Raw genomic sequence first — 23,873 nt, 5'->3', positions numbered from 1 at the left:
GCAAACCATCTCGATATTCAGCATCCCTGCAACAATATGCCGCAGGAATCGGGAACCGCGCAGCGGTGCGTCAGTGTGCCTCTTCCCAGTTCGCGCCGGCGCCCACTTCGGCGACCAGCGGCACCTTCAGCTTCGCTACGCCGCACATCATTTCCGGCAGTTTCTCGCGCACCAGCGACAGTTCGCCGTCGGGTACCTCGAGCACCAGTTCATCGTGCACCTGCATGATCATCCGCGATGCAAGCTTGTCGCGCGTGAGCCAGTCGTCCACCGCGATCATCGACAGCTTGATCAGGTCGGCCGCCGTGCCCTGCATCGGCGCATTGATTGCCGCGCGCTCGGCGGCCTGACGACGCGGGCCGTTGCCGCCGTTGATCTCGGGCAGCCACAGGCGGCGACCGAAAACGGTTTCGACGTAGCCCTTCTCCTTCGCAACCGAGCGCGTGTCCTCCATGTACTGCGCGACGCCCGGGTAGCGGGCGAAATAACGGTCGATATAGAGCTTCGCCGCATCGCGCGTGATGCCGAGGTTCGATGCGAGCCCGAACGCGCTCATCCCGTAGATGAGCCCGAAGTTGATCACCTTCGCGATCCGGCGCTGGTCGGAATTGACCTCCAGCGGCGTCACGCCGAACACTTCGGCTGCCGTCGCGCGGTGAATGTCCTCGCCCTGCGAGAACGCACGCAGCAGCGACGCGTCGCCCGAGATGTGCGCCATGATCCGCAGTTCGATCTGCGAATAATCGGCCGACACGATCCGGTGGCCCGGCGATGCGATGAACGCCTCGCGGATCCGCCGGCCTTCGGCCGTGCGCACCGGAATGTTCTGAAGATTCGGGTCGTTCGACGCAAGGCGGCCCGTGACTGCGACGGCCTGCGCGTAGTTCGTATGCACGCGGCCCGTCGAAGGGTTCACCATGCGCGGCAGCTTGTCGGTATAGGTCGACTTCAGCTTCGACAGCCCGCGATGCTCGAGCAGCAGCTTCGGCAGCGGGTAATCTTCGGCGAGCTTTTGCAGCACTTCTTCGTCGGTCGACGGCGCGCCGCTCGGCGTCTTTTTCACGACCGGCAACTGCAGCTTCTCGAAGAAGATCTGCCCGATCTGCTTCGGCGAGCCGAGATTGAATTCGCCGCCCGCCAGTTCGTACGCCTGCGCTTCGAGCTCGATCAGGCGCGTCGCGATCTCGGTGCTCTGCGCCTGCAGACGCGCATCGTCGATCAGCACGCCCGTGCGCTCCATCTTGCGCAGCACGAGCGACACGGGCATCTCGATCTCGCGATACACGCGCTCGAGGCCCGGCTCGCGCGCAACCTGCGGATACAGCGCGTGATGCAGTTGCAGCGTGATGTCCGCATCCTCGGCCGCGTATTCGGCGGCCTGCGTGAGCGCCACTTCGTCGAAACCGATCTGCTTCGCGCCCTTGCCGGCCACGTCCTCGTACTTGATCGTCTTGACGCCCAGATGACGCAGCGCCAGGCTGTCCATGTCGTGCGTGCGGTGCGATTCGACCACGTACGATTCGAGCAGCGTGTCGTGCTCGATGCCGTTCAGCGCGATGTCGTAGTTCGCGAGCACCTGCGCGTCGTACTTCAGGTGCTGGCCGACCTTCTTGCGATCGGCCGATTCGAGCCACGGCTTCAGCCGCGCGAGCACTTCGTCGAGCGGAAGCTGTTCGGGCATGTCGGGGCCGCGGTGTGCGACCGGCAGGTACGCGGCCTTGCCCGGTTCGACCGAGAACGACAGGCCGACGAGCCGCGCGAGCATCGGATCGAGCGACGTCGTCTCGGTGTCGAACGCGGTCAGTGCGGCCGCGTCGATCTTCGCGAACCACGCGTCGAATTGCTCCCAGGTCTGGATCGTGTCGTATTCGCGCGCGATGTCGGCCGCCACCACCGGCGCCGGCTCGCCTTCCGGCGCATCGGCGCCGCCACCTTCCGCCGGTGCGCTGTCGACTTCGCGCAGCCAGGTCTTGAAGCCGTAGCGCGCGAAGATGTCACGCATCAGGTCGCGCGCTTCGCCGTCGCTTTTCAGCGACGCTTCGATCGATTCGAGATGCGGCGTGAGATCGCAAGCAGTTTCGACGGTCACGAGCTTGCGGCCGAGCGGCAGGAAGTCGAGCGCGCGGCGCAGGTTGTCGCCGACCACCCCCTTGATGTCGCCCGCATGCTCGATCACGCCGTCGAGGCTGTCGTACTGCGCCAGCCATTTCACGGCCGTCTTCGGCCCGCACTTCTCGACGCCCGGCACGTTGTCGACGGTGTCGCCGATCAGTGCGAGGTAGTCGATGATGCGCTCGGGCGGCACGCCGAACTTCGCGATCACGCCGTCGCGATCGAGCGTCTCGTTGGTCATCGTGTTGACGAGCGTGACGTGGTCGGTCACGAGCTGCGCGAGATCCTTGTCGCCGGTCGACACGATCACGTTCATCCCGTGCCGCTCGGCTTCGCGCGCGAGCGTGCCGATCACGTCGTCGGCCTCGACGCCTTCGACCATCAGCAGCGGCCAGCCGAGCGCACGCACGGCGCCGTGGATCGGTTCGACCTGCAATGTGAGATCGGGCGGCATCGACGGACGGTTTGCCTTATAGTCGGCATAAAGGTCGTCACGGAACGTCTTGCCCTTTGCATCGAACACGCAAGCGCTATACTCTGCACTGACTTCCTTGCGCATACGGCGCAGCATGTTGATGATTCCGTAGAGCGCTCCGGTCGGCTCCCCGCCAGGGCCACGCAAATCAGGCATCGCATGGTAAGCCCGATACAGATAGCTCGAACCGTCAACCAATAGCAGGGTCTTACCTTCCAGATTTCGTTCTTCAGGCATTATGAACAAGAGAAAAGTGATTCCGAGTCTGCGTTCGCTCGCAGATCAAGAACGCGCGACGGCCAAGAAGGCGCGCGCATCGTGGCAGATGTTCACGATTATGGCAGAGTTTATCGAGGCGACCGAGTACCTGTCGGAGATCCGCCCCGCTGTCAGCATCTACGGTTCTGCCCGCCTCAAGCCCGACACGCCGCACTACAAGCTCGCCGTGCAGATCGCACGCAAGCTGTCCGACGCCGGCTTCGCCGTGATCTCCGGCGGCGGCCCCGGCATCATGGAAGCAGCGAACAAGGGTGCGCACGCCGGCAAGGCGCCGTCGGTCGGCCTGAACATCGAGCTGCCGCACGAGCAGGCCGGCAACCACTACCAGGACATCTCGCTGCGCTTCCGCCACTTCTTCACGCGCAAGGTCACGTTCGTGAAGAATTCGGATGCGGTGATCGTGATGCCGGGCGGCTTCGGCACGCTCGACGAGCTGTCGGAAGTGCTCACGCTGATCCAGACGAAGAAGTCGCGCCTCGTGCCGATCATCCTCGTCGGCAGCGAGTTCTGGAAGGGGCTGCTGCAGTGGTTCCGCGACCAGCTGATTCCGATGGGCCTCATCAATCCGGACGACATGGACCTGATGCAGGTGATCGACGATCCCGACCAGGTGCTCGACGCCGTGCTCGCGTTCTACGAGGACAGCGGCGAGGAAGAAGGTTCGGACGATGAAGGCCATCCGCCGCGCCCCGAAGAAGACCGGATGTTCTATCTGTAATCCATCCGTGACGACCGCCGGCCCGACGGCCGGCGAGCGGCTTCCCGCGCGGCAGGCATGGCGATCCCGCCACCTGCCGCGCGTCACTTTGTAACGCGCCGTTAATCGCGCTTCGCGGCCTCGCGCCGCCGAATGTCAAATCCGCGCGGCCCGTGCCGTACGACGCGCGCGCCATCATCTGCACACGCGGGTCGCCATTGTCAAATGACGCGGCTCGACGCCCGCACCCCGCGCCTGCCCGCCGCCAATCCGCCGTAACAAACCCGCCTCGCGTTTTCCGTCGCGCGCCAGCACACTGCATGTGTCGGTGCGGCGTTTCCCCCGGTGGAACGGTCCCCCTCGCTTCCATCGCGTCGCGCCGGCCTTTTACAACGACATCACGGAAAAGAACATGCAACGCTCGCTGATCGCCCTTGCCTTCGCCGGCCTCGGCCTTTCGCTGTCCGGCCTCGCCCACGCCGTCAACGTCGACGTCAATATCGGCACGCCCGCACCGGTCGTCGTCGCGCCCGCGCCCGTCATGGTCGCCCCGGCACCCGCGGTGATCGTCGGCTGGCATGGCGACCGCTATTGGGACGGCCACCGCTACTGGGAACGCCGCGAGTGGGACGAACACCAGCGTCATCGTGGTCACGACGACCGCGGCTATCACTGCCCGCCGGGACACGCGAAGAAGGGTGAGTGCTGAGCGACACCGCGCGGCCGCTCGACGCACGCAAGGCCGCCCGTGCGCTTCGGCGCCGGGCGGCCTTTTGATTTTCGACCGCTGGCCGCATGAATTGGCGGCATCGCCGGCTGGCAAAAATCGCTCGGCGCCCGGTGGTAGCATTGCCCTCGCTCGAGGCCAATCCTGCCATTCATGCCGCTCATCCGAATCTGGGCTGTCGAACATGCCCTTGCATCCGGCGTCGCCGCGCCGACCGACGTCTTCACGGCGGCCAACCATCTTGCCCCGACGACATCGCAGGGCCGCGCGAGCGCGCCGTTTCGCTGGCGCGTCGAATCGATCGGCGGACGGCCGGTGCGAGCGGCCTCCGGCCAGGTCATCCCGGTCGACGGTGCGATCGACGGCAGCAGTCCCGCGGACGCGATTTGGCTGACGAGCCCGTTCGTCGCGGATCTCGAACGGCTGCTCGACCGCCCCGCCGCGCTCGCGCCACTGTTCGACGCGCTGCGCCGGCAACACGCGCGCGGCACGCTGATCGCGACGTACTGCACCGGCGCCTTCCTGCTCGCGGAGGCCGGCTTGCTCGACGGCCGCATTGCCACGACGCACTGGACGAAAGCATCGCGCTTCCGCGCACGCTACCCTGACGTTGCACTGCGTGCGTCGGACATCCTGACCGAGCAGGACGGGATACTGTGCGGCGGCTCCGTCACCTCATATCAGAATCTCGCGCTGAAAGTCGTCGACAAACTGGCGAACGCGCGGCTTGCCGCGTCGGTCGCCAGGCTCATGCTGATCGACATGAACCGCGTCTCGCAGGATTCATTCATCGACCTCGACCGGATGGGCCATCGCGGGCACGACGATGCCGCCGTCGCACGCGCCCAACGCTGGTTGGAAAAGCATCTGCGCGAACCCTTCAGCCTCGCCCGGCTGAGCGATCACGTCGCGATGAGCGAACGCACGCTCCATCGCCGCTTCAGGGACGCAGTGGGTGCGCCGCCGCTCAGGTATCTGCAGACGCTCAGGATCGAAGTTGCAAAGCGGCTGCTCGCGGAAACGAAGCTCGCGATCGACACCGTCTGCGAGCGCGTCGGCTACGCGGACATCAGCGGCTTTCGGCAATTATTCAAGCGCGAGACCGGCATCTCCCCCGGCGAGTATCGCCGTCGCTTCACGCAATAGCCGCGCGCAGCGGGTGTTGGGCACGATGTCGGTATTGGCATTGTCGAATGGCAGTTTCACCACTGCGCGCGTCGGCACGAGGTTCATACACTGGATTCACGTCGCCCCGCGCCGGAGCGACGCCCTCTCGACCGAACCAGGACACCGTCATGCCGATGATCGACGTCACCATTCCCGAAGGTGCGCTCGCACCGCAGGCCGAAGCACAACTGATGGAAGAACTGACGGACACGCTGATCCGTCACGAGGGACTCGATCCCGACAATCCGCGCGTGCGGGACGTGACGTGGATCTTCGTGCATCGGCCGGCAGCCGTGTATCGTGCCGGGGCGCTCGCGCCTGCGCCGATCTACCGGATCGTGCCGACCGTGCCGGAAGGTCAGTACACGGACGCCGCGCGTGCTGGGCTGATTGCGGACGTGACCGCCGCCGTGGCTCGCGCGGAAGGCGTGCCGGTCGACGCCATTGCGACGCGCGTGTGGGTCTTTCCAACGGAAATCGACGACGGCTGCTGGGGTAGCCGCGGTGTGGTGCGGCGCCTGCCGGACATCATGGAGTACTTCGGGGGCGCGCCGCTGCGGGCGCTCGGGGAGCAGCGGCTGGCGATCACGCGGCGCACGGATGCGATCGCGATCCTCGAAGCCGCGCTCGCCGCGATGCGCGAGACGCATCAAGGCCCGTCGCACGTTCGCAACGCCGAACCCGCGTATTGATGCTCGGCGAGCGCGTGCCGTCTCCCGGCACCCGAACCCGGCGTCATGCAATGCGGGCATCTGCGGCGCGTACAACCGCGCGGCGCCCTTGCCCGGCCGGCCGCACGGGTTCGCGTTGTACGTGACGACGTCGCACGGCCCGACGAACGCGCCGATCGTGGCCGTGACGGTTGTCATTGCCTGCCGGGACGCCTGAAGAAGCGCGCGCGGAGCAACGACGCGCAGCCGCCCGGTGGCGCGTCCGCAATCAGGCGCGCGTCATGCCGGCGCATCCGCAAACGAAAGCGGTGCCAGATCCGGATGCGCACCGAGCCGGGCAGCGAGGAAATCCATCAGCAAACGGCTCCTCCGCGGCACGTGCATGCGCTGCGGCATGCACAGGTGCAGGCCGTAACGGCAGGTCATGTGCCGGGTCAGCAACGGCACGAGGCGCCCCTCGCGAATGTGCGCGCTGACCGAATAGCCAAAGAACTGACCGATCGCGGCGCCGCTCAGCACCGTGTCGAGTTCCGCATCGATGTCGTTGGTCGCGATGAACGGGTCGATCCGCCGTGTATCGACACGACCGTCGACCAGGAATTCCCACGGAAATGGCTTGCCCGTGCGTGGATACAGGAACGCGGTGCAACGATGATCGCGCAGCGCGTCGATCGTCTGCGGCTCGCCGTGGCGACGCAGATACGCAGGCGCCGCGCAGACGATCAATTGCAGATCGACGATGCGCCGTGCAACGAGCCCGCTATCGGGCAGATTGCCGGTCCGCACGGCGATGTCGATCCGCTGTTCGACGATGTCGGCCATGTCGTCGCTGACGATCAGTTCGGCCGTGACACCCGGCTGACGGTCGCAGAATTCGCCGAGCAGCGGCGCGAGAAAGCGCCGGGCCAGCGAATACGGCGCCGCAACACGAATCGTACCGGTCGCGTGCGCCTGATCGTCGTCGAGCATGCGCAGCGCGCTCTCCAGTTCCCCGACAGCACCGCGGCACTGTGCAAGCAGACGTTCACCTTCGAGCGTCAGCACGATCCCGCGTGTCGAGCGCTGGAGCAGCCGCACGTTCAACAGCGCTTCCAGTGCAGCGACCTGCTTGCTGGCCGCTTGCGGCGTCATGCCCAGCTCGCGTGCGCCCGCGCTGATGCCGCCCGCGGCCGCGATACGGACGAATACCGTCAGCGCCTTCAACCGATCCATTCGCAGCTCCCGTCAAGCCCGGAACGCCCGGGCAATCATCCACGGCATCGCAACGCCTGTCCGGCCGGTTGAATCGGTTTCAACCGGTCGGATGCTATTCGCGCGGCACCCTGCTTCGCACAATGGCGCTGTATTCGATACCCGGAGCCAAACGGCCCGCCGCCATGAACACATTTTCATTTTCAGCCGTTTCGCGAACCGTCTTCGCGGCCGCCTTGATCGTCGCCGGTTCGCCGCGAGCAATCGCACAGGAAGCGGACGCAGGTAGCCGCGTGACCGAGACGGTACTGCTGCGAACCACGCATGCGTGGGACGGCTCGCGGTATCGCACCTATCCGTCAGGACAACCGGAGATCACGGTCGTACGCTACACGATTCCGCCGCACGCGGTATTGCCGTGGCATACGCATCCGTCGATCAACATCGGCTACGTGCTGTCGGGCCACCTGACCGCCGTGCGCCGCAGCGACGGCAAGCGGCTGGCGCTCGGTCCCGGCGACGTGGTGCCGGAAATGGTCGACGGCGCCCATCGCGGCGAGACCGGCGACGAGCGCGTCGAACTGATCGTGTTCTACGCCGGTACGCCTGGCGTGCCCCTGACGGTGCCCGACCGCCAGGACTAAGCACCTCGACCCTGCGCCGGCCAGTCGGCCGGCTCGTTTCCCTTCACATGGAGCAACTCGTCATGTCCGATTCACGGAGCCTGTCACCCTCTTCCGCCACGACGCGCCCCCGGCTCGACGGACGCGTCGCGCTCGTCACCGGCGGCGGCACCGGCATCGGCCGGGCGGCCGCGCTCGCATTCGCGCGGGAAGGCGCCCGCGTCGTCGTCGCCGGACGGCGCGCGGCGCCGCTCGACGAAACCGTGCGCGCGATTACCGGGCGCGGTGGCGAAGCCTTCGCAATGGCCATCGACGTCGGATCCGCCGATGGCGTGCGCGCGCTCGTCGACGCAACGATCAGACGCTACGGCGCATTGCATGCTGCGTTCAACAATGCGGGTACGGAAGGCACGTTCGCGCCGATCGTGGAACAGACCGAGGCCGACTTCGACCATGTGATCGACACCAATCTCAAGGGTACGTGGCTGTCGATCAAATACGAAATGGAGGTGATGCTCGCGCACGGCGGCGGTGCGATCGTCAATACGTCGTCGTGGCTCGCGAAAGGCGCGCTTGCCGGCTCGTCGACCTATTCGGCCAGCAAGGGCGCGCTCGATGCGCTCGTGCGCGCGGTCGCACTCGAAGGCGGCCCGCACGGCGTCCGGATCAACAACGTGAACCCCGGCATCATCGACACGCCGATGGCGCGCCGCTTCGGCGACGACGAGATGTTCCGCCCGTTCGCCGCATTCACGCCCGCACGACGGATCGGCACGCCCGAAGACGTGGCCGACGCGGCCGTCTGGCTCTGCAGCGACGAAGCGCGCTTCGTGACGGGCGAATCGCTGCTGGTCGACGGCGGCTACACGATCGGCGGCATGCGCTGACCGGCGCTGCGACGGAGGAAGAGCCGATGGAATTCATGAGGCTGGGAGCGTCCGGGCTGAAGGTATCGAAGCTGTGCCTGGGCTGCATGACCTACGGCAATCCGTCATGGCGCCCGTGGGTCGCGACCGAGGAGGCGGCTCGCCCTTTCATTCGCACGGCACTCGATGCGGGGGTGAATTTCTTCGACACGGCCGACATCTACTCGGGTGGCGAGAGCGAGCGCATTCTCGGGCGCGCGCTGCGCGATTTCGCGACGCGCGACGACGTGGTGATCGCCACCAAGGCGTTCTTTCCGACCGGCGACGGGCCGAATGCGCGCGGGCTGTCGCGCAAGCATCTGCTCGCCAGCATCGATGCGTCGCTGCAGCGCCTCGGGACGGATTACGTCGATCTCTACGTGATCCACCGGTTCGATCCGGACACACCGATCGAAGAAACGCTCGATGCGCTCGATACCCTCGTGAGGAGCGGCAAGGTCCGCTACCTCGGCGCGTCGTCGATGCATGCGTGGCAATTCATGAAGATGCTCGCGTTTCAACGGCATCATGGACTCGCCCGATTCGTGTCGATGCAGAGCCAGTACAGCCTGATCTGCCGCGACGACGAGCGCGACATGCTGCCGCTTTGCATGGAAGAAGGGATTGCCTACACACCGTGGTCCCCGCTCGGCCGCGGGCTGCTGGCCGGCTCGCGCGATGCCGCGACGACGCGGGCCGCAACCGACCAGCAAATGGTGTCCTGGTACGACGGGCGCGACGCGGTCGCGGCGACCGTCGATGCGGTCAGGCAGGTGGCGCAGGTGCGCGGGGTGGCGCCTGCCCGGATCTCACTGGCATGGGCGCTGAACCGGCCAGGCATCACCGCGCCGATCGTCGGGTTGTCGAAACCGCATCACCTGACCGACGCGCTCGCGGCGCTCGACCTGAGACTCGACGATCGCGAGACCGCGTTGCTCGAGGCCGCATTCGACCGAACGGTCGAACCGGTGCAATGGTGACCAAGGCGCCGGCAATCGGACCCAACCGGGGTTTCGAAGCCGCGTCTATCGTTGCGGGCACGCGACCGCACGCGGTCAGTCCTCGAAATCGCCTGTACCGTCTCGCCAGCCAGTGCGGCAAACCGGAAGACGCAAACCCCGGCGGCGCCCCGCAGGGCCCGCGAGTCATCGTTTACTGGAACGCCACTTCCGCAAAGCTCCTCAACTTCCGGCTATGCAGCTTGTCGAGCCCGTTCGTGCGCAGGATCTCCATCGCCTTCACGCCGATCTGCAGATGCTGGTCGACCTGCCCGCGATAGAACGTATCGGCCATGCCCGGCAGCTTCAGCTCGCCATGCAGCGGCTTGTCCGACACGCACAGCAGCGTGCCGTACGGCACGCGGAAGCGGAAGCCGTTCGCGGCGATCGTCGCGCTTTCCATGTCGAGCGCGACCGCACGGCTCTGCGACAGCCGCTGCACCGGTTCGCGATGATCGCGCAGCTCCCAGTTGCGGTTGTCGACGCTCGCGACCGTACCCGTGCGCATCACGCGCTTCAGTTCAGCCCCCTCCAGCCGGGTCACGTCGGCCACCCCGCGCTCGAGCGCGAGCTGCACTTCGGCCAGCGCCGGAATCGGCACCCACAGCGGCAGGTCGGCATCGAGCACGTGATCCTCGCGCACGTAGCCGTGTGCGAGCACGTAGTCGCCGAGACGCTGCGTGTTGCGCAGCCCTGCGCAGTGACCGAGCATCACCCACGCGTGCGGACGCAGCACCGCGATGTGATCGGTGATCGTCTTCGCGTTCGACGGGCCGACGCCGATGTTGACCATCGTGATCCCGCTGCCGTCCGCGCGCTTCAGGTGATACGCGGGCATCTGCGGCAGGCGCGGCGGCGCGTTGCCCTCGGCCGGCTCGCTGCCGAGGTTCGCGTTGTAGGTCACGACATCGCCCGGCTCGACGAACGCGCTGTACTGGCTGCGATACGCGCGCACCTCGGGATCGTCGCTCTCCGTCATCACCGTGCGGCCGAGCTTCACGAACTCGTCGATGTAGAACTGGTAGTTCGTGTAGAGCACGTAGTTCTGGAAATGCGTGGGCGACGTCGCCGTGTAGTGACGCAGCCGGTGCAGCGAGAAGTCGACGCGCGCGGCCGTGAACAGCGCGAGCGGATGCGGCTCGCCCGGCGCCGGCTCGAACGTGCCGTTGACGATGCGGTCGTCGAGATACGACAGATCGGGCGTATCGAAGATGTCGCGCATCGCGAGCAGGCGGTCGCGGTCGAGCTCGCCCTCGAGATGGATACCTTCCGGAAACGCGAAATGGACCGGAATCGGCTGCGACGACACGCCGATCTCAATCTTCACATGGTGGTTCTTCGCCAGCAGGCGCAGTTGCTCGCGATAGTAGTTTGCGAAGAGATCGGGCCGCGTGACCGTCGTCTCGAACACGCCGGGGCCCGCGACGAAACCGTACGAGCGGCGCGAGTCGACGTGCGTGTTGACGTCGGTGCGAATGCGCACGAACGGATAGCACGCACGCACGTGCTCGGTAATCGGTTCGTGGCGGCGATAGCGCGCGAAGGCGTCGCGCAGGAAGCCCGTATTCGTGTCGTAAATGGCGGACAGCCGCGCGACGGCGGCGATCGGATCGTCGAAAGCCTCGACTGACGGGCTCTCGGGCGTCAGCACACGGTGCCGGCGGCTCAAATCGTTCTTCATTTTCATCACCTCGTCTGATCCGACGACATTACCACGGAACCCGGTCGCCCTTATGGCTGCCCCTATGCACGCGAGGGCCGGATGGGGCGCAGTATTTGCTAAAATCGGTGGGTTCACTGGAGACTCATCATGAAGCCGCTCATTCTCGTCGCCGCTGCCGCCGCGTTTGCCGCCGCCAGCGTCGCTTACGCCGCCGGCGGCACGCCTGACGCCGACGCGCAGGCTCGGGCCGAGGCCAACGAGGCCGCCGGCCTGCCCGATCTCCGCAAGATCAACCGGCCGGGCGCCGAAGTCACGTCGAAAGTCGACTTCGCCGACATCCGCCGCACGCCGAGCTTCCACGAAAAGAGCAAGAACGGCACCGAAGTCACCGAGTACCGCGATCGCGGCAAGCCGGTCGAGATCGACGTGAAGTCGAACTTCGGCACGCGCTACCAGATGAGCTCGACGCCCGACACGTCGCCGAAGCCGCACGACGCGGGCATCCCGATCACGCGTCTGCCGTCGCTGAACCTGCGCTACTGATTCCGTGGCGCGCGGCACCGAACGCCGCGCGCCGCCTCCCCTTCACCTGCTGTCGCGCCGCACGCCGCCCGCGTGCCGACACCCTGACCTGACGCATCCCGCATGGCCGTTTTCACTGCTGTTTCCGACTCCGATCTCGCGCAATGGATGCGCCACTACGAACTGGGCGACGTGCTCGCGTTTCGCGGCATTCCGTCCGGTATCGAAAACAGCAATTTCTTCCTGACGACGACGCGCGGCGAGTACGTCCTCACGATCTTCGAAAAGCTGACGGCGGAACAACTGCCGTTCTACCTCGACCTGATGAGCCACCTGGCCGGCCACGGCGTGCCGGTGCCGGATCCGATCCCGCGTGACGACGGTGCGCTGTTCGGCGAGCTGCACGGCAAGCCGGCCGCGATCGTCACCAAGCTCGACGGCGCGGCCGAACTCGCGCCGGGGGTCGAACACTGCATCGAGGTCGGCCAGATGCTCGCGCGCCTGCACCTCGCCGGCCGCGACTATCCGCGCAACCAGCCGAACCTGCGCAGCCTGCCGTGGTGGCAGGAGAACGTGCCGGCGATCGTGCCGTTCATCACGGATGAGCAGCGCGCGCTGCTGGAAGGCGAGCTCGCGCACCAGGCCGGCTTCTTCGCGTCGGACGATTACGCGGCGCTGCCGGCCGGGCCGTGCCATTGCGACCTGTTCCGCGACAACGTGCTGTTCGCGCACGCGGCGCCCGGCACCGGCCACGACGTACGGCTCGGCGGCTTCTTCGACTTCTATTTCGCAGGCTGCGACAAGTGGTTGTTCGACGTCGCGGTCACGGTCAACGACTGGTGCGTCGACCTCGCGACCGGCGTGCTCGACGTCGCGCGTGCCGATGCGCTGCTGCGCGCGTATCAGACCGTGCGGCCGTTCACGGCCGAGGAACGCCGCCACTGGAGCGACATGCTGCGCGCGGGCGCGTACCGCTTCTGGGTGTCGCGCCTGTACGACTTCTACCTGCCGCGTGCCGCCGAGATGCTCAAGCCGCACGATCCCGGCCATTTCGAACGCATCCTGCGCGAGCGTATCGCGCATACGCCCGCGCTTCCCGAGATCCAAACCGCATGCAACTGATCGAAGTGCCCGCCAAAACGGGCTATGTCTGGTTCCGTCAAGGCGTCTGGCTGTTCCGCCGGAACCCGCTCGCGTTCATCACGCTGTTCTTCACGTACCTGCTGGCGATCACGCTGATATCGATGGTGCCCGTGATCGGCTCCGCGCTGCCGCTGGTCTTCATTCCCGGCGTCGCGGTCGGCTTCATGGCCGCGTGCCGCGACACGGTGGCCGGCAAGCCCGTGATGCCGACGATCCTCGTCGACGGCTTCCGCTCGTACGGCACCGTCGCAACCCAGCGGCTGCTCGTGCTCGGCGTGATCTACGTCGCATCGATGGTGCTCGTGTTCGCCGCTTCGTCGTTCGTGGACGGCGGCGCGCTGTTCCACGTGATGATGGGCGCGGCGGACGAAGCGAGCACGACGCCGGAGGCGCTCGCCGCGCAAGGCACGCTCGGCGCGCTGTTCTTCGCGACGCTGCTCTACCTGCCGGTCGCGATGCTGTTCTGGTTCGCGCCGGTGCTGGTCGCGTGGCATGACGTCCCGCCCGCCAAGGCGCTGTTCTTCAGCGTCGTCAGCTGCTGGCGCAATCGTGGCGCGTTCGTCGTGTACGGCGTGTTGTGGTTCGGCGTCGCGCTCGGCACGTCGCTCGCGCTGTCGCTGCTGCTGCAGGCGCTCGGCGCCGGCGCCTACGCACTGACGATCATGATGCCGGTGACGATCATCATCGTCACGATGCTGTACTGCTCGTTCTACGCGACCTATCGCGGCTGCTTCGGCATACAGGAACCGGGCGCGACGACCACCACGTCGGGCCGCTGAAGTCTCCCCGGCCGGCGCGCGTCGCCGGCCCGTCGCTCTTCGCGCCGGGTTGCATCCCGGCGCCTCCTTTCTTCCCCCGCCTCCGTCGGCCACCGCCCTTCGCCGGCCGCCCCTGTTCATCCCGATCTTTTGCGCGCAAAATAATTTGCGTACAAATTGTTCGCGCGTTCGCCGCGCCTCCCGAATCATGGACCGCCTGCCCCCGCTGCCCCAGACGCTCGACGAGCAACTCTGCTTCGCGCTCTACTCGACTTCGCACGCGATGACGAAGGCGTACAAGCCGCTGCTCGACAAGCTGTCGCTGACCTATCCCCAATATCTCGCGATGCTCGTGCTGTGGGAGCGCGACGACATCGCCGTGAAGGATATCGCCGCGCGGCTCGACCTCGACCCGGCCACGGTCACGCCGCTGCTGAAGCGGCTGGAGGCGCTCGGCTATGTCGAGCGCGTGCGCAGCGCGACCGACGAACGCGTCGTGAACGTTCGCGTGACGCCGGAAGGCCGCGCGCTGAAGGACCGCGCACGCTCGGTACCCGCCGATCTCTTTTGCGCGATGCAGCAATCCCCCGAATTCCTGGTCAGGCTGCGCGCCGATCTGCAGCAGCTGCGCGACGCCCTATCGGCCGCCAACGAACGCTGACAGGCGAGCCGCAGCGACTTGGCCCGGCACCATCGGGCTTTTTCTTCAAAATTTCATTTGCACACTAATGATTTGTGCTCTATTGTTTACGTGTGGCCGGCGACACCCCGTTCGACCGGGCCGCTTTTCCTCCCTTTCCCAGACAGGAGCTGCACGATGAACATTCTGTACAAGACCAGTGCCACGAGCACGGGCGGCCGCGACGGCCGCGCGGTATCCGCTGACAACAAGCTGGAAGTGAAGCTGGCCGCGCCGCGCGAACTCGGCGGCACGGGCGCGGAAGGCACGAATCCGGAGCAACTGTTTGCCGCAGGTTACTCGGCCTGCTTCCTGAGCGCGATGAAATTCGTCGCCGGCCAGGACAAGAAGGCGCTGCCGGCCGACACGCAAGTCACGGCGGAAGTGGGCATCGGCCCGAACGACGCAGGCGGCTTCGGGCTCGACATCGAGCTGCGCGTGTCGCTGCCGGGGCTCGACAAGGCCGACGCGCAAGCGCTGGTCGAAAAGGCGCACCACGTGTGCCCGTATTCGAACGCGACGCGTAACAACGTGCCGGTGCGCCTGACGGTCGTCTGACGCGACACAAGGCCAGGCTGCGAATACAAAAAGGGCGCGTGCGGCTACATGCCGCACGCGCCCTTCTTTGCTGCGTGACTCGCCGGAACGGCGGACCTGACTGCCCGCCCTGCGCTGCTTAGCGCGAGCCGAACGAATACGGGCGGTTCATCGCCGCTTCGCGATCGATCTTGCGCATGCGGAATTCGAGATCGTAGATGTCGGTGGCTTCGGCCAGGTACGCGTCGGCGCGCTCTTTCGAGGCCTTTTCAGCGTTCTTGGTCAGCATCAGGAAGAGGTGGCTCAGCAGGTACATGGTTGATCTCGCAATCCAAAGGTTCTTTGACTAGGGTTTTCCCGAATTATAGGGAAAACCCTAGGCTTTGGCCAGCGTCGATCAGACGATGCGTCGTTCGGTCGCCACAGTGCGGCGATGGGTTTCGAAAAAGGCCCAGATCATCGCGCTCGCATCGGGGCCGACCGCCGCGTGAAACGGCACGGCTTCATCGCCGCCGGCCCACGCATGGTCGAGCCCTTTCACATGACAGAGCCGCACGACCGGCTCGCCGTCGCGGCAGACATCGGTGATCTGCGCACCGGCGTCGCGCGTCTCGACCCGTTCGCCGCCGCGCAGTGCGCCGCGGCTGTCGGCGAGCCCGTTCAGGCGCATGAACTGCACGGTCAACTGGTCGGCATTCTTCGGCGCGACCACGTGGTCGCCATCGCCCTGGACGATCAGCGCGGGCATGCCCGGATACGCGGCGGCATCGACCAGCGCATCGACGGCCGCGGCCGGGTTCTGCCGCACGCCGCGCCGCATCACGTCCATCGCGGTAATGCCGGAATTCGCCTCGCCGAGCGCGGGGCCCGAGTGCAGCGCCACTGCCGCGAAGCGGTCGGGATGGTGCAGCGCAAGAAGCGACGCCAGGCCCGCGCCGGCCGACAGCCCCGCGACATAGACACGCGACGCGTCGAAACCGCGTTCGTCGACAAGCGCGTCGACGAGCGACGCCACCGCATTCGCCTCGCCGCGGCCCGCGCGGTCGGTGTCTTCATACCAGTGCCAGCAGCCGTGCGCATGTGCGCGCAGCGACTGCTCCGGATACAGCACCGCGAAGCCGTGCTTGTCGGCCAGCAGGTTCATCCGCGTGCCCTGCACGAATTCGTCGACGGACTGCTGGCAGCCGTGCAGCATCACGACGAGCGGCATCGCGCCGCGCCGGCGGCCGGTCGGCACGTAGAGGCCGTATGCGAGATTCTGGACGAGACGCCCGAGCGCGGGTGCCATCGGATGTTCGCCGCGCGTCCACTCGCCGGCGGCCCAGGCAGCCGCACGCGGTCGCACACGCGATTCACGCGGCGGGGACAGATCGGATACGGCGGGAGAGGCCGCGGCCTCGAGTGCGTCGCGTGTGATGCGCTGCGCATCGCGCGCCGCGCGCTGGGCGGCCGGAGACAGCATGCGTTTCATGCCGCCCAGCCACACCTTGGTCAGACTTTTGGTCATCGATCGGGCTCGCAGTCAGGAAAAATAGGGGCACCACAACGGATGCATCGTTCGTCTTTGTGCAATGCACCATAACATTGTTTCTGGGATTTTTCCTGCACGCGGATAGTTCCCGGCCGCGCAAAAAACGGGGCTCATGCGCACGCGGCGCTATACTGGGGCTTCGCCGCTTGTATCCGTTGTAGTCGTTCTTTCCGGCTCGCGCGTTGATTTAAGCATCTTCCCCGCCTTCGTTCGTCCCCTTCCCGATGTTCGACCTGTCGTCTCACCTGTGGATCATGATCACCGCGTTCGGCGGCGCCGGCCTGACCTTGCCGCTCGCGATCACGATCGCCGTCTGGCTTGCGCTCGGCTACTCGTGGCAGCGCGCGACCGCGTGGCTCGGCGTGCTCGCCGCCGCGATCGGCGTGGTCGCGCTCACGAAGATCGCGTTCCTCGGTTGGGGGATCGGCATCCGCAAGTGGGATTTCACGGGGTTCAGCGGCCACGCGATGCTGTCGACGTCGGTCTATCCGGTCGCGATTTTCCTGGCGCTGATCCGCACGCGCACGCCGGTGCGGATCGCCGGCATCGCGCTCGGGCTCGCGGCCGGTGTCGCGGTCGGCGTGTCGCGCGTCGCGCTCGACGCACATTCGCCGTCCGAATCGATCACCGGCTGTATCGTCGGTGCAATCGCCGCGCTCGCGTTCATCGCCGGTTCCTGGCGCGCGGTGCCGCACCGCTGGTCGGTGCCCGCGGTCGTCGCGAGCCTCGCGCTCGTCACCGTGGCGCTGCACGGCATCACGGTGCCGTCGCATCGCTGGGTCACCAAGGTGGCGCTGGAGCTGTCGGGCCATGAACGCCCGTTCGTCCGCGCGCGCTGGAAGGCCAACCCGAACTACCGCCCCGCCTCGCAGCCGTCGTCGCTGCAGCGCACCCAATCGTCGCCGCAGACGCTCCATACGTGACCGGCCGCCCGGCCGTCACGCCTGCCCCTCTTCACGTCTGACCATTACATGCGCACCGTCGCATGAGCGGTATGTCGAGCGTTATAACCCGCCCTATATTACGATTACGGTTTCCACCCATTCAAAACGAATCCACCATGCGCTCAACCGTCCGTCCGCTTCGCCGCACCCTGCTTCGCCTGCTGCCGATCGCCACGCTTGCCGCTGCCGGTATCGCGTTCAGCGCGCCCGCTTCCGCTGCCGACGAACTGGTCGTGTCGGCAGCCGCCAGCCTGACGAACGCGTTCAAGGCCGTCGGCGATGCGTACGAGAAGCAGCATCCGGACACGAAGGTGCTGTTCAACTTCGGCGCGTCGGACGTGTTGATGCAGCAGATCGCCAAGGGCGCGCCGGCCGACGTGTTCGCATCCGCCGACCAGAAGGCGATGGATCGCGCGGTCGACGAAAAGGTGATCGTGCCCGGCACGCGTCGCGATTTCGCGGCGAACTCGCTCGTGCTGATCGTGCCGGCCGACAGCAAGGCCGCCGCGCCGACGTCGCTGAACGACCTGACGGCGCCCGGCGTGAAGCGCATCGCGTACGGCGACCCGGCGTCGGTGCCGGTCGGTCGCTACACCGAAGGCGCACTGCGCGCGGCCGGCGTGTGGGATGCCGTCAGCGCGAAGGGCGTGCTGGCCGCCAACGTGCGCCAGAGCCTCGACTATGTCGCGCGCGGCGAAGTCGATGCGGGCTTCGTGTTCGGTACCGACGCCGCGATCATGCCGGGCCGCGTGAAGGTCGCGCTGACGGTGCCGACGAAGACGACCATCACCTATCCGATCGCCGTGGTCAAGGACAGCCGCCACGCCGCGCAAGCGCAGTCGTTCATCGACTTCGTCGCGTCGCCGCAGGGCCAGGCGGTGCTGTCGACGTTCGGCTTCAAGCCCGCGGGCAAGTGAGCGTAACGCGATGCAAGACGCCTGGGTACCGCTGCTGCTGTCGCTGAAGGTTGCCGGCTGGGCAACCGCGCTCGACATCGTGCTCGGCGTCGCGGCCGCGTTCATGCTCGCACGCTGGCGCTCGCCGCTGCGCGACGTCGTCGATTCCGTGCTGACGCTGCCGCTCGTGCTGCCGCCGACGGTGCTCGGCTATTACCTGCTCGTGCTGCTCGGCCGGCGCGGCGTGTTCGGCGCGTGGCTCGACAAGCTCGGCATCGAGCTCGTCTTCACGTGGCAAGGCGCGGTGATCGCATCGATGGTCGTCGCGTTTCCGCTGATCCTGAAGTCGGCGCGGGCGGCGTTCGAGGGCGTCGATCCGCATCTCGAGCGCGCCGCGCGCACGCTCGGGCTCGGCGAAGTCGCGGTGTTCTTCCGCGTGACGCTGCCGCTTGCCACGCGCGGCATTCTCGCGGGCGCGCTGCTCGCGTTTGCACGTGCGCTCGGCGAGTTCGGCGCGACCTTGATGATCGCGGGCAACCTGCCCGGCCGCACGCAGACGCTGTCGGTCGCGATCTACGCGGCCGTGCAGGCCGGCGACGACAGCACGGCCAACTTCCTCGTGCTGGTGACGTCGATCACCTGCGTGCTCGTGCTGCTCGCGACCGGCTGGCTCGTGCCGTCGCGTGCCCGGCGGAGCCAGCTGACATGAAGCGCATCTCTCGTCCGTGTCGCCTGCTTCGCCCGGCAGCCGGATGGCGTCGACGGAGGCCCGCATGAGCCTCGTCGTCGACATCCGCAAGACCTACGCGAACGCCGAGCGCCGTTTCACGCTCGACATGTCCTTCACGGCGACGACGCAGCGCGTCGTGCTGTTCGGGCCGTCCGGCGCGGGCAAGAGCATGACGCTGCAGGCGATCGCCGGCCTGCTGTCGCCCGACGAAGGCTCGATCACGCTGAACGGCGAACCGCTGTTCGACGCCGCGCGCCGCATCGACGTACCGACCCGCGAGCGCCGCGTTGCATACCTGTTCCAGGATTACGCGCTGTTTCCGCATCTGAACGTGCGCCAGAACATCGCGTTCGGGCTCACGTCGGGGCTGCGCAACCCGCGCGCGAAGACGGTGCCGCCGGAAGTCGCGTACTGGCTGCAGGCGTTCGACCTCGAAGCGCTCGCGGGGCAGTATCCGTCGCAACTGTCGGGCGGGCAGAAACAGCGCGTCGCGCTCGCGCGTGCACTGGTCGCGCAGCCGCGGATCCTGCTGCTCGACGAACCGTTCGCGGCACTCGACGGCGCCATGCGCCAGCGCATGCGTCACGAACTCGCCGAGCTGCAGGCGCGGCTCGATATCCCGATGGTGCTGATCTCGCACGATCCCGACGACGTCGCCGCGTTCGGCGATCAGGTCGTGCAGTTGAGCGAAGGACGCGTGCAGGCGGCTTCGCCGCACGCCGAGTGGCCGACGCGCGTCGCGTGAGCGCGCGAGGCCGTGGTCGTGGCAGGCAGGTTGGAGCCTGAGAGAAGCCGCGCGTAGCGGCATATGCTGAAAGCGGAAACGAAGCCGGTGCCGTGCAGGCGCTGTGCGATGCCGGCTTCGCCCCGCCCGTCACACGATCGTCGAAGCGCGCCGCCCTGCCTGCTTCGTCAGCCCGTCACCGCAAGAATCACGCTCGACGCCTTGAACAGCGCGATCGCCGGCCGTCCCGCGTCGAGCCGCAGTGCATCGACGCTGTCGTTGGTCACGACGGCCGTCAGCGTCCCGCCGCCATCGAGCGCGAGCGTCACCTCGCTGTTCACCGCGCCCGCCGCGACGGTTTCCACGCTGCCGCGCAGCTGGTTCCGTGCGGACACCTTCAACTCGGGCTCGCCATCGTCGACCGCGAGCACGACCCACGACGCCTTCACCAGCGCGCATGCGTCCGCCCCAACCTGCAGGCCGAGCGCGTCGGCGCTCTCGTGCGTCAGCACCGCAACGATCGGCTGTCCGCCGGGCAGCGTGAGCGTGACCTCGTCGTTGACGCTACCGCGCACGATCGACGCGACCTTGCCGAACAACTGGTTGCGCGCGCTCGTCTTCATCCCGATCCGGCCGATCAGCGCCCAGTCGACGTCGAACCCGGCCACGGCCGCGCTCGCCGCCTCGATGAAACGGCGATGCTCGCGCTCGATCGTGCGGAACGCGGCGATCAGCGACGTCGCGCGCGGCGTCAGCGTCGTGCCGCCACCGCCCTTGCCACCCGTCGAGCGCGCGACGAGCGGTTCCCCGGCGAGATTGTTCATCGTGTCGACGGCGTCCCACGCGGCCTTGTAGCTCAGGCCGACGGCCTTCGCCGCGCGCGTGATCGAACCGGTGTCGCCGATCGCCGCGAGCAGCGCGATGCGCGTGGCGCCGCCGAGCGTCTGCTCGCCGGCGCGCAGCCACAGCTCGCCGCCCAGTTCGAGCGGTTCGGCAGACGGGGAAGAATGCGGGGCGTCGGTCATCGGGATGCGTGCGGGAATCGGGCGGCCATTATAGTCAGCACGTGCATGTCAACCCGGCTTGCCGTCGAGCTTCGGCGGCCGCAGGCTGGCCAGCAGCGTCTCGGCATCGCGCGCCGCGCGCTGCTCGAGCGCCGCGCCGTAGCCGCGCACGAAACCGAGCTGGTACGGCGGTGCCGCGAGTTTTTCGAGATGATGCAGCGCGACCATCGTGTCGTTCGCTTCGCCGAGCACGCTCTGCACGCGCGTGAGCGTCTTGACCGTCTCGGTGCGCGTGCGGCGCGACGCCAGCGACGCGAAGAATTCGAGCGCATAGCGCAGCCGCTTCGCATCGATCCGCACCTGATGGCGTGCAGCCGTGTCGAGCGACGTGAGCGACGGCGACGCGTACAGATGACCGAACAGCCGCCGCACGCGCTTCGTCGCGTGGCGCCGCAGCGAAGGTGCGTCGCTGTCTTCAGCTGGCGGCAGCGCAAGCGAGCTCAGCCATTCGAGCCAGCCGAGCGTCAGCCGCGCATAGCGGGCCGAATGCAGCGCCTGCCGCAGCTCGAGCCGCGCAGCCGCACACTGTGCGCGCGCGGCGTCGAGCGTGCCGTTCCACTCGCCATCGCCACCGTCGGCCGCGATCAGTGCGGGCAGGCTTTCGGTCGCGAACACGTCCCAGTCGCGCACCGTGCCGAGCAGCGCGGCCAGCCAGCGCAGGTCGACACCGAGCGTGTCCCGCCACTGGCGGTCGGCAAAGAGCGGGAAAAAGCGCATCAGCGTGCGCAGGCGACGCAGCGCGACCCGCATCTGGTGCACGAATTCGGGATCGTCATGCTCGAGCACGCCGCCCTCGTTGCCGAGCCATTGTGCGGTGATGTCGCCGGACAGCGCGAACAGCGCGGCGCGCTGTGTGCGCACGCCGGTCAGGTCGACGAGCTGCGCCTTGACCGGCCCGCAGGCGGCCGGCTCGGCCGCACATGCGCGATCGATCACGCTCGTCAGTTGCACGAATGCAGGCCACGCGCCGCTCAGTTCGCGCGCCGCGGCAAACAGCGCGTGCAGCGCGGCGGTGCGCGCGGGCAGGGTTTCCCAGTCGGGCGCGGCAAGTCGCAGCTCGACGTAACGGCTCGGCGGCTCGCTACTGCGATGCAGCGTGACATCGTCGAGCGTCATCTCGACCACGACGCCGCTGTCGTCGGCCCACCGCCCGCGCCGCCGTTCGCTGACGAGGCGCAGCGCCGACGCTTCCGGCTGCACGCCGGCGGCCGGGGGCACGGCATCGTCGGGTGCGACGCGATCGACCTCACCGGCCGGAGCATCGGGATCGACTGCAGCCGCCGTCACGGGTAACGGCATCGCGACGGCAATGCCCGCATGCTCCGCGTCGAACAGTTCGCGCGCCGTGACACCTGGCGCAAACGCCTTCGTGCGCGACGCGACGACCCGCCTCCCATGTGCATTCGACTCGACCCAGGTCCACCAGCTCGCGCCGGGGCTCAACTCGGCCTCCTCGATCTGGCACGGCTCGATCGTCACACGCTCATGGCCGCGGCGCATCCGGACCTGCGGACAGATGCGCCACGCGCGCACGAGTTCGGCGCCGAAATCGCGCTGCGCGCCGCGGGCGCGACTTGCAGCCTTGACCGGCCATCCTTCCAGCGACAGCGACAACACGATTTCCAGCACACGCGACATGGAGGCTCCTGCACATGAAGAATCGCCGGCGCGTCGATCGCGCCGGCGTCACCTGTGAAGCTGCTTCCATAGTACACGTCGCAAAAACTCGCAGGCGACGATCTGGCCCTGTCGTGCTGTCGCAGGTCAAACGGCGTATTGCGCGAGGCCGTTGCCGAACGACCAGTCCTCCTTCAGCACCTCGACAAGACTGATGAATACGTCCTGCTGCCGCACGCCGGGCTGCTGCGCGAGGTTGTCCGCGATCGCCCGGTACAGCGCCCGCTTCTGCTCGAGCGTGCGCGTGTTGTTCGCGGTGATCTGGATCATCACGAGATCGTCGCTGCGTTCGATATCGAGGTAGTGCCGACCGAACACGAAGTTCTCGGCCGCATGCTCGGTGACGACCATGAAGATGTCGTCCTCGGGCACGTTGAACGTGTGCATCAGCGCGCGATGCACGCCTTGAACGAGCGCTGCGCGGTAGGCGGCCGGCTTGCCTTCGCGGACGGCGATACGGGTGAATGGCATGGTCCTGCTCCTGTCGGTGAAGTTGACGTTGAAGAACGGAAACACAGCGTCAGGTTAGGCTCACCGAGCTATAATGAACAGTCATCGATGAATATTTCATCCATTTACATTGAAAATGAAAGTCCTGGACCTCGATGCCGTACGCGCGTTCGTGCTGGTCGCCGATCTCGCCAGCTTCACGCGCGCCGCCGATGCGCTCGGCACCACGCAGTCGGCCGTCAGCCTGAAGCTGAAGCGGCTGGAGGCACACCTCGGCAAGCCGCTGCTCGCGCGCACGCCGCGTGTCGTCAAGCTGGCGGCCGACGGTGAGAATTTCCTGCCGGCCGCCCGCGCGCTGCTCGACGCGCACGATCATGCGCTCGGCGCGATCTCGGCCGGCACGCACCGGCTGTCGCTCGGCGTCAGCGAGCATGTCGCCGTGCCCGACCTGCCGGCCGTGCTCACGAGCCTGCATCGGCAGGATCCGGGGCTGTCGCTCGAAATGCATCTCGGCACGTCGACGAACCTGCTCGCGCAATACGACGAACGCCGGTTCGATGCGGTGATCGTGCGGCACGAGCCGGGCGAAGATCCGCCGCGCGAAGACGGCACGCTGCTGTTTTCCGAACCGCTGGCGTGGCTCGCCGCACCGGACTGGGTCCCGCGCGCGGGCGAGCCGCTGCCGCTCGCGGTGCTGGCCGGCCCGTGCG

The 23,873-nt window shown here is 67.1% G+C and carries 25 protein-coding genes; 17 read left to right on the top strand and 8 right to left on the bottom strand.

The features are described 5' to 3' along the window. Positions 1 to 70: 70 nt before the first annotated feature. Positions 71 to 2,824, bottom strand: a complete 2,754-nt coding sequence (gene polA, locus BDI24065_RS13015; RefSeq protein ID WP_175031611.1) for a DNA polymerase I — start codon at positions 2,822 to 2,824, stop codon at positions 71 to 73. A gap of 1 nt (position 2,825) precedes the next feature. Between polA and BDI24065_RS13010 the strand changes: the two genes are divergently transcribed. The 4 genes from BDI24065_RS13010 (at position 2,826) to BDI24065_RS12995 (ending at position 6,149) form a co-directional block, all read left to right on the top strand. Next, a complete protein-coding gene (locus BDI24065_RS13010; protein WP_175011755.1) occupies positions 2,826 to 3,584 on the top strand; it encodes a TIGR00730 family Rossman fold protein in 759 nt (252 codons plus the stop codon). Positions 3,585 to 3,975: 391 nt separating this feature from the next. Beyond that, on the top strand, positions 3,976 to 4,272 hold the full coding sequence (locus BDI24065_RS13005) for a hypothetical protein (RefSeq protein ID WP_175031610.1): 297 nt from the start codon (positions 3,976 to 3,978) through the stop codon (positions 4,270 to 4,272). Between the two features lie 171 nt (positions 4,273 to 4,443). Next, entirely contained in the window at positions 4,444 to 5,436 is a 993-nt protein-coding gene (locus BDI24065_RS13000; protein ID WP_175031609.1) for a GlxA family transcriptional regulator, read from the top strand. Positions 5,437 to 5,585: 149 nt separating this feature from the next. Then, on the top strand, positions 5,586 to 6,149 hold the full coding sequence (locus BDI24065_RS12995) for a tautomerase family protein (protein ID WP_175031608.1): 564 nt from the start codon (positions 5,586 to 5,588) through the stop codon (positions 6,147 to 6,149). 258 nt (positions 6,150 to 6,407) lie between these two features. Here BDI24065_RS12995 and BDI24065_RS12990 read toward each other — a convergent pair whose 3' ends face one another. After that, on the bottom strand, positions 6,408 to 7,340 hold the full coding sequence (locus BDI24065_RS12990) for a LysR family transcriptional regulator (RefSeq protein WP_175031607.1): 933 nt from the start codon (positions 7,338 to 7,340) through the stop codon (positions 6,408 to 6,410). A gap of 272 nt (positions 7,341 to 7,612) precedes the next feature. On the opposite strand from BDI24065_RS12990, the gene BDI24065_RS12985 reads away from it, so the two are divergent. The 3 genes from BDI24065_RS12985 (at position 7,613) to BDI24065_RS12975 (ending at position 9,827) form a co-directional block, all read left to right on the top strand. Next, on the top strand, positions 7,613 to 7,963 hold the full coding sequence (locus BDI24065_RS12985) for a cupin domain-containing protein (protein WP_254609747.1): 351 nt from the start codon (positions 7,613 to 7,615) through the stop codon (positions 7,961 to 7,963). Between the two features lie 62 nt (positions 7,964 to 8,025). Continuing rightward, complete coding sequence (locus BDI24065_RS12980) at positions 8,026 to 8,829, top strand: SDR family NAD(P)-dependent oxidoreductase (RefSeq protein ID WP_175031605.1); 804 nt, start codon at positions 8,026 to 8,028, stop codon at positions 8,827 to 8,829. A gap of 26 nt (positions 8,830 to 8,855) precedes the next feature. Beyond that, positions 8,856 to 9,827, top strand: a complete 972-nt coding sequence (locus BDI24065_RS12975) for an aldo/keto reductase (protein ID WP_175031604.1) — start codon at positions 8,856 to 8,858, stop codon at positions 9,825 to 9,827. A gap of 172 nt (positions 9,828 to 9,999) precedes the next feature. On the opposite strand, the gene BDI24065_RS12970 is transcribed toward BDI24065_RS12975, so the two are convergent. Then, positions 10,000 to 11,526, bottom strand: a complete 1,527-nt coding sequence (locus tag BDI24065_RS12970; protein ID WP_175031603.1) for an AMP nucleosidase — start codon at positions 11,524 to 11,526, stop codon at positions 10,000 to 10,002. Positions 11,527 to 11,655: 129 nt separating this feature from the next. On the opposite strand from BDI24065_RS12970, the gene BDI24065_RS12965 reads away from it, so the two are divergent. From BDI24065_RS12965 to BDI24065_RS12945, 5 genes are all read left to right on the top strand, one after another. Further along, on the top strand, positions 11,656 to 12,051 hold the full coding sequence (locus BDI24065_RS12965) for a hypothetical protein (RefSeq protein WP_039358086.1): 396 nt from the start codon (positions 11,656 to 11,658) through the stop codon (positions 12,049 to 12,051). A gap of 102 nt (positions 12,052 to 12,153) precedes the next feature. Further along, positions 12,154 to 13,152, top strand: coding sequence for a homoserine kinase (locus tag BDI24065_RS12960; RefSeq protein WP_175031602.1), 999 nt, complete (start codon positions 12,154 to 12,156; stop codon positions 13,150 to 13,152). Next, positions 13,143 to 13,952, top strand: a complete 810-nt coding sequence (locus BDI24065_RS12955; RefSeq protein ID WP_175031601.1) for a BPSS1780 family membrane protein — start codon at positions 13,143 to 13,145, stop codon at positions 13,950 to 13,952. Before BDI24065_RS12960 ends, BDI24065_RS12955 begins: the two co-directional genes overlap by 10 nt. Positions 13,953 to 14,139: 187 nt before the next feature. Next, positions 14,140 to 14,592 carry a MarR family winged helix-turn-helix transcriptional regulator gene (locus BDI24065_RS12950; RefSeq protein ID WP_175031600.1) on the top strand — a complete coding sequence of 151 codons (453 nt, stop codon included), beginning with the start codon at positions 14,140 to 14,142 and terminating at the stop codon, positions 14,590 to 14,592. 156 nt (positions 14,593 to 14,748) lie between these two features. After that, positions 14,749 to 15,168 carry an organic hydroperoxide resistance protein gene (locus BDI24065_RS12945; protein WP_039358076.1) on the top strand — a complete coding sequence of 140 codons (420 nt, stop codon included), beginning with the start codon at positions 14,749 to 14,751 and terminating at the stop codon, positions 15,166 to 15,168. 118 nt (positions 15,169 to 15,286) lie between these two features. Here BDI24065_RS12945 and BDI24065_RS12940 read toward each other — a convergent pair whose 3' ends face one another. Continuing rightward, the gene (locus BDI24065_RS12940) at positions 15,287 to 15,463 is read right to left on the bottom strand and encodes a DUF3563 family protein (protein ID WP_175011748.1); all 177 of its coding nucleotides are present in this window, start codon (positions 15,461 to 15,463) and stop codon (positions 15,287 to 15,289) included. A gap of 81 nt (positions 15,464 to 15,544) precedes the next feature. Further along, positions 15,545 to 16,654, bottom strand: a complete 1,110-nt coding sequence (locus BDI24065_RS12935) for an extracellular catalytic domain type 1 short-chain-length polyhydroxyalkanoate depolymerase (protein ID WP_175031599.1) — start codon at positions 16,652 to 16,654, stop codon at positions 15,545 to 15,547. Between the two features lie 248 nt (positions 16,655 to 16,902). On the opposite strand from BDI24065_RS12935, the gene BDI24065_RS12930 reads away from it, so the two are divergent. From BDI24065_RS12930 to BDI24065_RS12915, 4 genes are all read left to right on the top strand, one after another. Further along, positions 16,903 to 17,601 carry a phosphatase PAP2 family protein gene (locus tag BDI24065_RS12930; protein WP_175031598.1) on the top strand — a complete coding sequence of 233 codons (699 nt, stop codon included), beginning with the start codon at positions 16,903 to 16,905 and terminating at the stop codon, positions 17,599 to 17,601. A 137-nt stretch (positions 17,602 to 17,738) separates the two neighbouring features. After that, the gene (gene modA, locus BDI24065_RS12925) at positions 17,739 to 18,539 is read left to right on the top strand and encodes a molybdate ABC transporter substrate-binding protein (protein ID WP_175031597.1); all 801 of its coding nucleotides are present in this window, start codon (positions 17,739 to 17,741) and stop codon (positions 18,537 to 18,539) included. A gap of 10 nt (positions 18,540 to 18,549) precedes the next feature. After that, positions 18,550 to 19,227, top strand: a complete 678-nt coding sequence (modB, locus tag BDI24065_RS12920; protein WP_039358066.1) for a molybdate ABC transporter permease subunit — start codon at positions 18,550 to 18,552, stop codon at positions 19,225 to 19,227. A 64-nt stretch (positions 19,228 to 19,291) separates the two neighbouring features. Continuing rightward, on the top strand, positions 19,292 to 19,993 hold the full coding sequence (locus BDI24065_RS12915) for a sulfate/molybdate ABC transporter ATP-binding protein (protein ID WP_175031596.1): 702 nt from the start codon (positions 19,292 to 19,294) through the stop codon (positions 19,991 to 19,993). A gap of 167 nt (positions 19,994 to 20,160) precedes the next feature. Here the strand turns inward: BDI24065_RS12915 and BDI24065_RS12910 are convergent, their stop codons facing one another. The 3 genes from BDI24065_RS12910 to BDI24065_RS12900 all read right to left on the bottom strand — a co-directional run bounded on the left by BDI24065_RS12910 (position 20,161) and on the right by BDI24065_RS12900 (position 23,184). Beyond that, positions 20,161 to 20,997: a TOBE domain-containing protein gene (locus BDI24065_RS12910; protein ID WP_175031595.1), complete on the bottom strand. Its 837-nt coding sequence runs from the start codon at positions 20,995 to 20,997 to the stop codon at positions 20,161 to 20,163. A gap of 48 nt (positions 20,998 to 21,045) precedes the next feature. Beyond that, complete coding sequence (locus BDI24065_RS12905) at positions 21,046 to 22,674, bottom strand: CHAD domain-containing protein (RefSeq protein ID WP_175031594.1); 1,629 nt, start codon at positions 22,672 to 22,674, stop codon at positions 21,046 to 21,048. Between the two features lie 126 nt (positions 22,675 to 22,800). After that, complete coding sequence (locus tag BDI24065_RS12900) at positions 22,801 to 23,184, bottom strand: tautomerase family protein (RefSeq protein WP_175031593.1); 384 nt, start codon at positions 23,182 to 23,184, stop codon at positions 22,801 to 22,803. Positions 23,185 to 23,299: 115 nt separating this feature from the next. On the opposite strand from BDI24065_RS12900, the gene BDI24065_RS12895 reads away from it, so the two are divergent. Further along, positions 23,300 to 23,873 (top strand): LysR family transcriptional regulator (locus BDI24065_RS12895; protein WP_175031592.1); only part of this gene is annotated, 574 nt, incomplete at its 3' end.

This window comes from Burkholderia lata (assembly GCF_902499025.1).
GTDB lineage: Bacteria > Pseudomonadota > Gammaproteobacteria > Burkholderiales > Burkholderiaceae > Burkholderia > Burkholderia lata_C.
This window is presented reverse-complemented; position numbering and strand designations above follow the sequence as displayed.